At 32.3% G+C, this 13,304-nt stretch carries 16 protein-coding genes; 2 read left to right on the top strand and 14 right to left on the bottom strand.

The window, feature by feature from the left end; translation table 11 throughout:
* Positions 1 to 53 precede the first annotated feature (53 nt).
* Positions 54 to 482, top strand: coding sequence for a VOC family protein (locus N7Z68_RS14440; RefSeq protein WP_275119195.1), 429 nt, complete (start codon positions 54 to 56; stop codon positions 480 to 482).
* Between the two features lie 313 nt (positions 483 to 795).
* Here the strand turns inward: N7Z68_RS14440 and N7Z68_RS14435 are convergent, their stop codons facing one another.
* The 14 genes from N7Z68_RS14435 to N7Z68_RS14370 all read right to left on the bottom strand — a co-directional run bounded on the left by N7Z68_RS14435 (position 796) and on the right by N7Z68_RS14370 (position 11,660).
* Positions 796 to 1,740 carry a hypothetical protein gene (locus tag N7Z68_RS14435; RefSeq protein WP_275119194.1) on the bottom strand — a complete coding sequence of 315 codons (945 nt, stop codon included), beginning with the start codon at positions 1,738 to 1,740 and terminating at the stop codon, positions 796 to 798.
* Between the two features lie 12 nt (positions 1,741 to 1,752).
* Positions 1,753 to 2,355 carry a hypothetical protein gene (locus N7Z68_RS14430; protein WP_275119193.1) on the bottom strand — a complete coding sequence of 201 codons (603 nt, stop codon included), beginning with the start codon at positions 2,353 to 2,355 and terminating at the stop codon, positions 1,753 to 1,755.
* On the bottom strand, positions 2,345 to 2,845 hold the full coding sequence (locus N7Z68_RS14425; protein WP_275119192.1) for a hypothetical protein: 501 nt from the start codon (positions 2,843 to 2,845) through the stop codon (positions 2,345 to 2,347). Before N7Z68_RS14425 ends, N7Z68_RS14430 begins: the two co-directional genes overlap by 11 nt.
* A gap of 358 nt (positions 2,846 to 3,203) precedes the next feature.
* A complete protein-coding gene (locus tag N7Z68_RS14420) occupies positions 3,204 to 3,422 on the bottom strand; it encodes a hypothetical protein (RefSeq protein ID WP_275119191.1) in 219 nt (72 codons plus the stop codon).
* A 5-nt stretch (positions 3,423 to 3,427) separates the two neighbouring features.
* A complete protein-coding gene (locus tag N7Z68_RS14415; RefSeq protein ID WP_275119190.1) occupies positions 3,428 to 3,721 on the bottom strand; it encodes a hypothetical protein in 294 nt (97 codons plus the stop codon).
* Between the two features lie 150 nt (positions 3,722 to 3,871).
* Positions 3,872 to 4,162, bottom strand: coding sequence for a hypothetical protein (locus N7Z68_RS14410; RefSeq protein WP_275119189.1), 291 nt, complete (start codon positions 4,160 to 4,162; stop codon positions 3,872 to 3,874).
* 172 nt (positions 4,163 to 4,334) lie between these two features.
* Positions 4,335 to 4,712 carry a DUF2538 family protein gene (locus N7Z68_RS14405; protein ID WP_275119188.1) on the bottom strand — a complete coding sequence of 126 codons (378 nt, stop codon included), beginning with the start codon at positions 4,710 to 4,712 and terminating at the stop codon, positions 4,335 to 4,337.
* 282 nt (positions 4,713 to 4,994) lie between these two features.
* Positions 4,995 to 5,390: a hypothetical protein gene (locus N7Z68_RS14400; RefSeq protein WP_275119187.1), complete on the bottom strand. Its 396-nt coding sequence runs from the start codon at positions 5,388 to 5,390 to the stop codon at positions 4,995 to 4,997.
* Positions 5,387 to 6,334, bottom strand: coding sequence for a DNA primase family protein (locus tag N7Z68_RS14395; RefSeq protein WP_275119186.1), 948 nt, complete (start codon positions 6,332 to 6,334; stop codon positions 5,387 to 5,389). The genes N7Z68_RS14400 and N7Z68_RS14395 overlap by 4 nt, the downstream gene beginning before the upstream one ends.
* Positions 6,276 to 7,949: a hypothetical protein gene (locus tag N7Z68_RS14390; RefSeq protein WP_275119185.1), complete on the bottom strand. Its 1,674-nt coding sequence runs from the start codon at positions 7,947 to 7,949 to the stop codon at positions 6,276 to 6,278. Before N7Z68_RS14390 ends, N7Z68_RS14395 begins: the two co-directional genes overlap by 59 nt.
* Positions 7,950 to 8,510: 561 nt before the next feature.
* Positions 8,511 to 9,026, bottom strand: coding sequence for a nucleotidyltransferase family protein (locus N7Z68_RS14385; protein WP_373323156.1), 516 nt, complete (start codon positions 9,024 to 9,026; stop codon positions 8,511 to 8,513).
* 198 nt (positions 9,027 to 9,224) lie between these two features.
* The gene (locus N7Z68_RS14380) at positions 9,225 to 9,926 is read right to left on the bottom strand and encodes a class I SAM-dependent methyltransferase (protein ID WP_275119184.1); all 702 of its coding nucleotides are present in this window, start codon (positions 9,924 to 9,926) and stop codon (positions 9,225 to 9,227) included.
* Between the two features lie 413 nt (positions 9,927 to 10,339).
* Positions 10,340 to 10,918 carry a hypothetical protein gene (locus N7Z68_RS14375; protein WP_275119183.1) on the bottom strand — a complete coding sequence of 193 codons (579 nt, stop codon included), beginning with the start codon at positions 10,916 to 10,918 and terminating at the stop codon, positions 10,340 to 10,342.
* 202 nt (positions 10,919 to 11,120) lie between these two features.
* Positions 11,121 to 11,660, bottom strand: a complete 540-nt coding sequence (locus tag N7Z68_RS14370) for a hypothetical protein (RefSeq protein WP_275119182.1) — start codon at positions 11,658 to 11,660, stop codon at positions 11,121 to 11,123.
* A gap of 237 nt (positions 11,661 to 11,897) precedes the next feature.
* Here N7Z68_RS14370 and N7Z68_RS14365 point away from each other — a divergent pair, with 237 nt between their 5' ends.
* Positions 11,898 to 12,737 carry a tyrosine-type recombinase/integrase gene (locus tag N7Z68_RS14365; protein ID WP_275119181.1) on the top strand — a complete coding sequence of 280 codons (840 nt, stop codon included), beginning with the start codon at positions 11,898 to 11,900 and terminating at the stop codon, positions 12,735 to 12,737.
* Positions 12,738 to 13,304: the final 567 nt, after the last annotated feature.

Here is a 13,304-nt window from a genome sequence, read left to right as displayed (position 1 = left end):
ACACTTGAATTTAGTCAATGTGGATAAGAGCTATGTGCAAAGGGAGGAAGATTATGTTTAAAGTAGGTAGTATATTTATTCCGGTTACAGACATTGAAAAATCTACAGATTGGTATGTGAAGTTTCTTGGTGTTAAGATAATAGATCATTGGGGAGATGGTGCTTCCTTTTATTTATCAACTGGCTCAACACAATTAGCCTTGGTAGAAGTTGAATCTCCGCAGCCCACTGACTTTACCACAAAGGGTAACCAGAAAAATGCCTATTATAACTTTGTTGTTGATGATATTGAAACTGCCCATCAACACTTTAAAAACAATGGCATCGTTACTACTGAAATTGATGATTTTGGTGGGATGAAATTTTTTGATTTCTTTGACTTAGATGGTAACCCATTTAGTGTGGTTAATGAAGTTGAAGGTTCCCCTTACCACTCAGACCATGTTAGAAAAATGCAAGAAAGAGATAAAAAGAATATATAAATAAGATAAAAAAGAATTACCATTCAAATAGAATTGGTAATTCCTTTTTGTCTTCCTAACAAACTGGAGGATTTTTTATATTAACGAGCACTTCTTAATGTAATTTAAATAAATCTAATAGATTTTTTCTAGCCACTCTTTATTATCTGCTTTAACACTATTTATGATACGGTTCACCGTTATTGTTTAAGAGGCAAAAAAATAGGCATTGGTGATTTGCCAATGCCTATTTTCCTTTTAATATTTATTTGATTTTATATTTGAAAGCATTAGTCCTTACTAATATTAAAAATAGACAGTACCAATAGAAACATTAACTCTCTGTATTTTGAGATGGATATAAAATATTGAGTTTTTCTTTTACAGAATCAACTAAACCCAATGTAAACTCTCTTTTGCTATTCTTAGTCCAATTTCCATTATCTATTTCTTCATTGTATGCGTTCATAATGCTTGGTATTAAATCAATAAACGCTTTTAATAAAACCCTTGGATTCCTTTCTTCACTTGGTACCATCATATATTCACCTACATAGTTATCGACTAAAACATCAAGTTGAGATTTTCTCGAGTAGAACCTTATCTCATAAGTCTCTGAACCACTTATTATACGAACTTCAATTTCAGTCATGACATCCATTTCAATTAAAAAGGATAGAGAGCTTAGCAAATTCATTACTTCATTTCCAGAGCCAGAGAGAATTGCTTGTTTTTGACTTCCCTCTCCCCTAAAACCAATTATTCGGCTAATGCTTAACGAATTTTCTTCATCTATTATTCTATGACCATCCATAAATCTAGATATCAGCCAGATGAAAAAATCCTCTGTTATATTGAATGATTGCGCTTCAATTATTTTATTCTTATCCGAATTATTAATCACGCGTAAAATCCTTAATGCAGAGGCTCCTCTTGCTCTATCAACAAGATATTGAGTGCGTATGCTATCTGTATAAATTACAATTGCACCATTAGTATTTTTTAATCGTTCTACAGATATAGGATTAGTTTCTTGTCCAGAAATAACGGTATCATAAGAATACTTAATGTAGTTAAAGTTGAACTCTGTTCCTTTAATTTCTATTTTCTGATCTTCATCATAAACTTTAGAAATTTCATACTTTAAGGGTCGCTGAGTGAAAGGATCAATTTCAGCCGTTCTCCATTCTTCGAAATTAAAAATATTCGATAAAATATCATCCATTGATAAAAAAGACTCGTCTTCATTTATTGAGTTATCAATATACTTACTATACAATGATAATCCCTCCTACTCTGCACTATAATGAACCGTTAAATTTTCTACACTTTTAGCATATCTCAAAGTACTTCCATTGACTTTTGCAAGAACTTCTCCTACCCTACCTGTTTTTTCATAGATTGGATTCATAGTAATATCAAAGTAAAATATACTAACTTCACTTTTACTATTCTGAACAATACCGGATAAATCAATTAAGTAGTTATGTGAATTATTTTCACTTTGTTTTAAATCTGGAGAGCCTTTTGGCATAACGTCAATCCATTGCGGAAAGATAACCTCTACATTATTTCTTATTTTCTTTAAATTACCATTAACAGTAACCCTTACCTCCGTTGCTCTTGGTTTATCGAATATACGAATTTTATCTGATCTATCTTTTCTCTCAATAATCACTACCTGTACGTTCGTTCTCTTTGAAAGTGCATACAAGAGTAAACCATTTAGAACAGCTGTATATATTGCAACACTTACAGTTACATGCCATTTAACATCTGAAAAATTAAAAATGAGGGTACTAACCTGGAAGAAATCAGCAATAAAATATGATATTCCAGCAAGGAAAGCAGTAGATAAAGTTTTAAAAATATCAGACTGGAGTTTATCCTTCATTTAAATAGTCCTCAACGATATTTTTAATATAATCAGAAAAGACCAATTGTTTGGCATCTCCAAAAAGAACTCCGTTAGAATACAATTCGCAAGTTTTATAGCTATTTTTAAACTTACTAGCCAACATAATTTTATCTATAAAAATCGAGCCATCCTCTAAAGCCCATTCTAAATACTCACTTAACTTATTAAAATTTAAGGGATTCTTTTTTATACCTTCAACAAGAGAATTTACCTCTTTTTTAGTTTCCTCATCTACACTAGGATCATCAATAAATATAGAAAGTAATGTCCAACCATCTCTGAGCATATCTTCTACTATTTTTAACATAAGATACGAATTAATAATCACCTGAGTATAACCGCTCTTATAGTTTTCTTGCATGATATGACTATAGGAACTTGTTCGTCCTAAGTCATCAAAAAGGCATAAGGATACAGTAAAGCCGTTTATTTCATTCATTTTTAATAATTTTCCATATTCAGCCATATTTACCTCCCCTGATGCAGTTAAATTTTACTATTATCGTATCAAAAATAAATTAATAAAGATATAAAATAATGGTAATGTTTTATAAATAGTCAAAATAATTATAAGTAGTGTTACATGAACATTTACCTTCCGAGATACCAAGAGGTAAATCTTATCCTTTTCCATCCACTACAATAAATTTAAATTATCCTTAATCGTTTATATTAATACATCTTCGTTTTTTGTATAGTAGTGCTACATATTGAAGTAATTGAATGAAATTACCCCCCTAGATATATTTATAATTACTCTAGGAGGGTGTACTATAAGGTAATTTATATTTCTGATTGCTACTTATGATTCTGACCGCAATTTCTTATAAACACCCGCAGCTATAAAATGCATAAACAGTTTTAAAGTATGAATCATCTGCTCCTATTAATCGTTGGTAAGCCGTTGCATCTTTGGTATATTTATCGATTACTCGATCAAGGAACACGTCTTTAAACAAACTATTTTCAAAAATTTCTTGGCTATTATTTTTAGCCATGTTTACTATTTTCGCATCACGTTCTTCTGTAAATGCCTTGTGCAATGTCTCTACAATAACTCGGTCATAAATTTTTCTAGGAACCTTTCGTTAATTCGATGATTGATTTCTTCTAACAAACCACGTTCTTCTACTGACTTTACGTTAGCGTTAAATTCTTCAGGGTGCTTTAATGTACCACCCTCTTCGTTTTCAGCAACAAGCATAATTTCGCCTTCAAAATCCTTTTGCAATTTATAATATTCAAGCTTAACTTTATCCGCAATATACCCTTTTTCACGCTTTTCTTTAAGGATAAATTTTAGTAAATAGCTTGTATAAATGTTTTCTTCTAATAATTCCATATCAAATGTACGATCTAACTGTGCGACATAGTTATACCATTTACCAAAATTACGTAGTGTTACTCTGAATTCATATTGTGTATCTTCTGGTAAGTACTCATAGCGCTGAATGACAGGCTTGAATAAACTAGATATACGACCTAGTAAACGCTAATTTTGCTTCTTTTGTGCTTGTTTTACTAGTTTCATTACTTGTACGATATCATCGTCATTATACAATGCAAATTTACGTAACTTACTTTGTGTATCATAAATTAAATTTAAGTTCACTTCTTCTTTTAATGTCGTAATTTCATAGAAAGGTTGGAATGCTTCTAAGATCTCTTCTTCTGTGAAAAGGCTTTGGATTATATTTTGAAAAGAAAAGTTAATTCCTATCCTAAGAAAAAAATTTTCTCTTGTTTCTTCATTTCTACGTACCCTTAGGCTTTTTTTCTCCATTCCTGCGTACCCTTAGAAACCTTATACTAAATTGAACTCTATTGATAATGTGAAAGAAAACTATAGTTAGTAAATAACCCACTCTCAGTGGGCGTGTGTCGTTTTGTCCTAACTAGGTTGGGTGAGAGAGCGCAAGAAAAGTTATTTTTCTGTTGACCTTTCTTGTCGTTTCTCAACAAAGCTTTGTACGAATATAAATTCCTTGAACACAGACTTTTATTAAATCTTCATCTGTAATATATGCAAAAGTCTCATCTAAAGAAATATTGTAAGAGTTATATAAAGACATACCATATTTAATTAGTTCCCATGAAGAGTTAGTCAGACTCCCCCTATTATGACCACCTTCTCTAGCATGTTCATCATAAATGAGTCCTACAAGTGGCCCATAACTTATATCAATTCTCTCTTTATTATAGCTTTTAAAGATATCTGGAACAGCTGCAATGTAGATATTAGCTTCGTATTCCCCACCTCTTCCCTCTTGTACACTATATAATTTTGTTAACCATCTATAATTCTCATAATGTTCATCATCTAAAAAATACATGCTAATTCTCTCCCTTTTATTATTTAAGAGTTTAGAAAAAGTTCGTTTTACTTATTTCTAAACAAAAAACCCCAACTAATAAACCAAAGTAGTGTAATCCTACTTAGTTTATAGTTGGGGTTATCCCTTGTCGTTTTATTAAGTTATTATTAGTATATAGCATTTAAAAATCCTTTTTAAAAGAGTTTTAATAAATTATTTAGTTTCATTCGAAAGACTGAGAGTAAGCAATTTATTTTTTACAGTTTACCCTCTCTTTTATTCTCTATTAAGCAATAGCAATTATTTTTTAACCCACCTAACATAATTAGTTGCTTTTTCAAAAGCAACTTCGAAACTAACACCTTGAATTATTATTTTTTCTCTTACCGGATAGGCTTCATGTCCAAATGTTCCACGCCAAACAGTATAAGTCCCATTTGTTTCAGCAAAAACGTATACATAATTCCTTTGCCCTACTCTCATCTCATATGCTTCACCGTATGAATATACAAGCCATCCATTTAACCTTGCTTGCTCTTGTCTATCAATCAGTTGTAAAATGTCCATTTTTGCTTCTTTTAACTTACTTTTATGGACTTTTGTAAGCACACTTGGATCATGCAGCTTGAGCATATATCCTTCTCTAGTGACTTCACAACCTAACCCTTCAACTTCTTTTAACAATGCTTGGATCATATATATTCAGGAACCACCTTCTTATCGTCTAGTGAAGAAGTGAATTTAGGTGACGTATTTACACCATCTTCTTTTAGTTCCTCTTCACATATTAAGTTGCTTATTTCTTCTTCACTTGACTTCACTTTTTCACCTGAAGGTTGGTTTATTGAAATTTCAAAGAAATAGTATTGTCCTCCTGTGCTACGCTTCTTTTTGTATCCTTGCTCTTCTATTTTCCGATTAAACTGTTGCTTAGATAACTCATATTCACCGTTTTGTTCGCACCACATTTTATACTTTTCATAAAGGTCTGAAACCTTACATTTAGCATTAGGGTGGTGTGTGCAGACCTTCTGCAAAAAACTCCCCATTATATTCATCTCATCGCGATAATCTGTTGTTGCTTCTTCAACCTCTTTTGGGATCTGCAACCCTTCTTCTTGCCACTTCAAACATCCTTCAACAGCCCATCTAAGGATTCCCGACATTTCTTCACGTAATTTTTCGGGTAATTTTTTATTCTTTTTATCATCGGAAATCTGAACCGTAAATGGTACTAGACGAATTCTTCTCCATATCCCATCATCCTGTCCTACAATAACTGGCTTGTGATTCGTCGTAAAGAGGATTTTAAACTGTGGAACATATTCAAAGAACTCTTTGTGAAGAAAGCGTGCCTGTATTGGTTCACCACCTGTAAGCTGTTTCACTAGACTTTCTGCCAATTTTACACCATCTTCACTTTCTGTAGCCGCAACTAATCTCGCTCCTTTTAGAGCTGCTATATCATTATTAACTCTATCTGATTTTCTTACTGTAAACGTATCCGCATTTGTTTGCTTTCCATAATCTCCATGTATTTCTTTAACAATGTTAACTAATGTACTTTTTCCATTTCCCCCATTACCGTATAGAAAGAAAATTACTTGCTCCGAAGTATCCCCGGTTAACGTATACCCCACCATTTTTTTGCAAAAAATTAATAAGTTCGTGCTGTACGTTACCTTCATCATCCTGCATGATATCTTCTAAAAATCTTAACCATGTAGGACACTCAGCTTTAGGATGATACGCAACTGGAGAAATTTTCATCATCATATAATCTCTATTATGAGGCTTTAAATCACCTGTTTTAAGGTCTATTACACCGTTTTGACAGTTGAATAGCCATAAATCTTTGTCCATATCATCTGGTAATACAGGGACCTCAGACTTTGCAAGAGAAATCATTGATCCAATTCTAGCACTCGCCTCTGAATTTATTGCGTGTTCTGTTAAATATTTCTTTTTATCTATATCCTTTTCATCCGAGGCTTCTTTGTAAATATTACGAACCGTTTTCTTTGCAAATTGTTGTATTTCATTTTTTTTATCTTCAAGCCAATACTTGCCGTTCCATAAAAACCATTTACCAAAGATAAAATTGTATTTGATATTTTTTCCTTGGTAGTGAATTAACCTTTCAGCGTTTCCTAAATCCGTACGATTAAAGTTTTTGCACTTTTCTTGCTCCACTCCTCTCTTTTTCATACCTAACGAAATTGGACTATTTATTTTGTTTAGGTATTGGCAGCCTTCGCATTTATCAAAATCTCTGTTAATGCTTTGACAGGTTCTAGGCTTCATTTTTGCTCTTATTTCATTGTATTTTTGATTTGTTTCATACTCTGAATATCCTCTATGGCCTTTAGACCACTCTTGGACTAGATGTTCCCCACCTTCGCAATATGAAGCTATTGAAAGTGCCGCTAACCACTCATTATAACTAGCTGTATCCTTATGAAAAAGATAATATTTAATAAATTGACAACCTTTTATAATCTCATCTAAATCTGTTGCATTTGGAATTTCCCTCGTTATCTCTTGACTAGTTTTGTTCCTAATCAATTGCTCTGGTAATTCATCTTCAATAGCTTCCATTGCCTCTTGAAGTTCTAATAAAGAGTATCGTATATTAGGTTTAAAAGTTATCATTTCAACAGGTTTAGGACTCGTTTTTCGATTAAAGGTCCCCGGTACTCTTAATACTCTAGCTAAATCAGAAGTGTTATCTATATGAAACCCTTTAGTTCTCGCTAATCGTATAAAAACACTTTGAAAACGCGATATAATTAGACCTGCTAACTCCATTTCAGACTTTTTATTAATTATTGAAGGTTGGTTTAATAGCCAATAACAATGTAACCCTCCCCCACTATGAATTACAATGCTCGGTTGTAAAGGAAACGTTCTTAAAATCTCTTCAACCTCTAACATGGTTGGAAGGTTATTAGCTGCGTGATCCCCACCTTTAACATCAATTTCAATCCATAAGCAAGGTAAAGATACAATATCGTCCTTTGTACCGCGTTTATATAAACCAAGTTTAGCGTTTCTCAGCCCTAATCCAAAATAGACATTTGAACAATCTCGAAGTTCCATTGCTTTACTAACAGCAGAATCAATGTTATTTACATCATACCAATGTGTTTTTTTATCCTCTGGAGTCCATAAAGTAATATATCCTTTAGATATCTTTCCGAATATTGATTGTAAAAATTTATTTGCTTGCTCGTGACCACTGTATTGCCCTTTCAACTGAATATCCCCTCTCTCGATTTCCTCTTTCTTAATAAATCGAAGATATGATAACAGCCATTAAGTACCGTTTTAAGTCTACTTTAAAAATTTTTTAATAAACTATGAATTCATTGCTTATTAATGAACAACAACAAATAGCAAAATTTATACCTGGAATTAGATTTAGTACGTTAGAATGGTAAGATTTCAAGGGGATATTATTTTCAATAGAATACATAGTGAATTTTTATAGCTTACTAGTTTACCTAGAAAGTATCAGTCTATTATTGTATCTATCTCTCTAGTCGTCTCTTCTATTAGAAACTTATATTAGAGACCAATGGTACTATTAATTGCCATTAGAATAACCTTAACCTTAACTTAAATTAACGCCCTGATATACAATTAAATCAAATGTTCTCATTAACAATCTGGCAGTGAATCATGTAGAGAATAGCAGTATAATTATTGCATAATAAAAGCCCAGTTATGCATTGTCTGAATAAAACAATGCATAACTGGGCTTTTATTAGTCTTCACTTCGTCAAGTAAAGCTCTCCTTTAGTTAAAGATCCAAATTTATATTTGATGAACACTAACCTTATTCCATGTAGCTTGCCAATTCTTTTTAAGAATTCGCTCATTATAGATTGGTGCAAGATCTGCGTTTTTCAAAAAATATGGTGTCGGTTTAACTTTCAAATTAACAGCATCACTAATTCCACAAGGAGCAGTTAAAATAACCTTGTCTCTTTCATCTAACTTTACTCCTAATGCTGTTGCTGTTTCTGGAAACTTTGAAATTGCATCAACTGACGAAGAGTAAGGTTCAACATGATTCCTAAGATGCATTCTGGCTTCATTCTTAACTGACCAAGGAATATTCGGTAAGCGAAATTTTAGTTTTTCTTCCAACTGCTTTTCTTCTAATACATTAACTTTTGTTGTATTAAAATAGATTACATCAATATCTGGAATCGGTGTTCTTACACTAAATCCATGTAAAACATCCCAAATTTTTGTTCTAACAAAGCCCGCACAAATCCACCAATCTGGTAAATTTAAAGAATGGGCAGTTTTTAATATTTCCATCATCCATTCATCTTCTTCTATAAGGGTAATGATGTCAGTCTCATTCAACACAATAATCAAACTCCTATTAAGATATGTAGCATATAAATTATTCTTTTTCTTTGATCGCATTCCTTTTAAAGGAGGTTACTTCAACAACAGTTGGAACTGCCATTTCAACAGTTCCTACACTAATGCATCCGTTAGCTTAACAACAGTTTTCTAATTTTTAACCTGCATTAAACTTCCCCAAAGAAAATCTTCTCCAAATAAATCACCTGGTTGAATAATCTTTTTCATTTTCCTAAATTCTTTAATTGTAAAGTCATTTTCAAATACTTCTTTTAATCTCTCTTCTGTGTAGCCTATTCCTCTTTTTAAGCTTTTTTCTTTATAGACATCCCAATCAGATGTATCTAATGCTCCATCAGTATTGAAACAAACAATACCAAATTGTCCGTCTTTTTTTAGGGCTTTTTTAATCATCCTAATATAAGTTAAACGCCTATGTGGTGCTAAATGATGAAACAAACCGCAGTCATAAACAAAATCATACGAATGTGGATCAAATTCGAATTCAAAAAGAGATATACAATGAAAATTGATGTTTACTCCTTCTTCATTTGCCCTTTCTTTTGCCCAATCTATTGCATTTTCTGAAATATCCAAAGCATCCACTTCACAACCCTGTTTAGCCATATATATGGCATTTCTGCCAGGTCCACAACCTAATTCCAGAACCTTTTCAGGGGAAAGACCTTTACTAAAGTATTCAACTAAATTTTCATCGGGTCCCTTTACCTTAAAAAATGGAATCTCTTTTGTTCTATCTTCATAAAAATCATCCCAAAATGCTTTTGGTTCTCTTAAAAAATCATCCAACATAACTAATAAATCATCATAATTTAAGATTGTTTTCTTCACCAATTTGTCCCCCTAAAAAACTGTAATATCTCTCTTGTTTATTTTACTAAAATTTTCTATAAACCTTGTTACAACAGAGTTAAAAAACAATTATACTGGAGTATTCAAAGAGAGAGGATCTAATGCTAAAATCGCTTTTAAACAGTATATATTAATTGATTTGATACGTTATTGCATGTTTTAATACTAATCATTGTATAGAAGTAAAATCGTTGTATTAGCTTCTATTTCAATTTCAGGGTAATGTATTCTACTAACCTAAAATAATACTGTAATATTTGTAATAATACTGTTACATTTTTTTGATAAACCTTTCATTTACTGCAATAAAAAAAGCCATTCTCCTTCTTGAAGAATAGCACTCGTTACTTTAATAAGAAAACAGCACTCGTTTGATAGATAAACAATACCTTTTATTCTAATGGATTATTCTTTTTACTTGGATAATCAATTGAATCGGCTATTTCAACTAACATTTCAGGAGTGACCTTTTTTGAAATCTCCTTAGGAATATTAAACATATATTGCCAATCATCTCTTTCGAAAACGAGGGCTTCAAAAGAGTCTGAAACGTTAATAAACTTTGCTTCATTGCCGTTTTTGAGTTTGAATATTTTAACAATCCGTTTCTTATCTTTGATTGGAATTTTATGCTCAATAGGTCGAACAAAGATAAAATAATGATTTTCTGGTGACTTATCATTGATAAACTCTAATTCAAGAGAATCGTTTATGTCACCTTCTGCATCTGTAAACCTTCCAAAATGGTGTGTAAAGTTTAAAGGCGGGAGTCTCAGCGGTAGTTTTAAGTCTTTTTTGAAATGATTTTCAAATTCTTTAACAGCTTCCTCAACCGTTTTATAACCAATTTCAGGATATATTTCTTCAAAAGGTCGAGACTCACTGTTTGTCTTTGCAGAAGCTGTTACACTGTTTACTCCACAAATAAAGGTACTAAAAATAAGCATTACAAGAAAAATATTTTTCGTCAATTTACATCACCCTAACTGTTTTTAGGTATTACCTTAACCTGTAAATTAACAAATATTCACTTTCCGCTATACTGCGCCTTTAGCGCAATAGGAGCAGACATATTCGACAACCCTTTGTTAAGCTATCGCCTCCGTTACTTTAAGTGAAATCATTCACAAATCTAATTATTTTACATTAGGTCTCACATTAGCGTATAGATGGTTAATTAACACCATTTTCGATTAAAGCATTTTTAAATTTTTCATATGTATTCATACGACTTTGATAAGATTCAAATGTATTATATGACTTTGACTTTTCCCAGTTTTCTATCAGTTCATCAGTAAATTGTACATAAGAGAAATCTTCTTGATTGAAAAAATCAATTAATTCACTTTTAAAATTACCTGACGAATTAAAAGTTCCATTATTTGTTAGAAATCCGTTGGAGATTCTTACTTTCGTTGCTATATCTAATATAATCCTTCCCTTTTCTATATTACTCAATTTTTCAAATGCTTTTTTCAAACCCTCTGGGGCCGAATCGGGTGGAAGCTGTATGTTTGAATCTCTTTGACCTTTTTCTATTTGTAAGCCATCCTGTATAGATGCTGAATAATTATAATCTTCTAAATTATTAACAGTATTAGTTGATTCTAATTCGAGATAATCTTTAAAACCTTTAGCTTCAGTACTTTTTTGCTTGTTGTAAGTTTTTTGTAGTGATTGTGGATGTTGAAAGTTTCCATTAATAGTAGTCATGTTATTTCCCTCCTCCATATTTATATCGTCAAAGGAATTTATCGTTTTTACTAAATATAGGTTTTTTAACAAATACTTCTTGTTTAACTCTATGCTTCGTTAGTTTAAGTGAAGTACTTCACAATGTCATCTCTTCATAAACAAATCATAACAGAAAATAACGAGTTATTGTTCTAATATTTATAAAAATGGAAATAATTCCTTTAAGATAAGTTACGTAAATGGAGGGATTATATCATGCTACTAACTAAAGCGTGGGAAGCTTACAAAGCAGAAAAGCGAATTGAAGGATTTTCACCTCATACATTAAATGCCTACCATCTTCAAGCGAACCTCTTAATCCGTCACTTCGAAGATATCAACACTCATTTCATTACGACACAAGGAATTAAAGATTACTTAGCTGCATCTAGTGAACGATTAAAACCATCAAGTCTTGCACATCGAATTCGGTTTATTCGTTCCCTTTTTCGTTGGTTGCATGAAGAAGGTCATATTCCTATAAACCCAGCAGCTAAGATAAAGGAACCAAAAGTAGGAAAGAGAATTCCAAAATTTTTAACAGAACGGGAAATTGAACATTTAAGGGAAGCTTGTCAAACCTCAATGGAGAAAGCCTTATTTGAATTTATGTTTTCAACAGGATGTCGAATTGGAGAAATCGTTTCTTTAGATCGAAATTGTATTAACTGGTCAAATCGGTCAGCAATTGTAAAGGGAAAAGGTGATAAGGAACGAGAGGTGTATTTCAATATTCGGTGTGACATTTGGTTAAAACGGTATATTCAAGAGAGGATGGATGTTGATCGATCCTTATTTGTAACCGAACGTGATCCACATCGAATGAGTATTGCACAGATGAGGTATGTCATTAAAAGAATATCAAAAAGGGCCGGTATTGATAAAACAATACATCCACATCAGTTGAGGCACAGCTATGCAACGCACCTACTAAATAATGGAGCGCCTCTTGATGTCATACAAAGTTTGCTTGGGCATGAAAAGAGTGAAACTACGCGTATCTATGCTCAGTTGAGTGGGAGGTTGAGACAAGAATTTTATAGAAAATACTTTTAAATCACAAATATATAGTATAATCCACACCATTTTCACATTACGTAGTAAAGTCAAAGCACACATCAATGTTGCATTGATGTGTGCTTTCTTATTTAATTAAACTATTTTAATTAAATTCTTACGTGAGCTAAAAATGAAGATATTGTTGCGTAGTATGTGTCTACTACATAATACTAAAATAAATCTGGACTACTTATAAAGAGTGACTTTTTGAAAGTCCATTATTATATATCTTTTCCCAGGAGAAATTCCAGTGGTAAACACTCTGTCATTCCGTGGTACACTTTTTATCATTTGGTGGTAAGTTCTATATCAGAGGTTGTACATTACAATGGCTGTATTCCTGCGTACCCCTAGGCTTTTTTCTCCATTTCTGCGTACCCCTAGGCTTTTTTTTCTCCATTTCTGCGTACCCTTAGGCTTTTTTCTCCATTTCTGCGTACCCTTAGGCTTTTTTTCTCCATTTCTGCGTACCCTTAGGCTTTTTTTCTCCATTTCTGCGTACCCTTAGGCTTTTTTTCTCCATTTCTGCGTACCCTTAGGCTTTTTTTCTCCATTTCTGCGTAC

Origin of the sequence: Alkalihalobacterium chitinilyticum (assembly GCF_029028005.1) — a bacterium.
Taxonomy (GTDB): domain Bacteria; phylum Bacillota; class Bacilli; order Bacillales; family Bacillaceae_F; genus Alkalihalobacterium; species Alkalihalobacterium chitinilyticum.
Note: the sequence above shows the minus strand (reverse complement) of the source record. Positions and strands in the feature narration are given on the sequence as shown.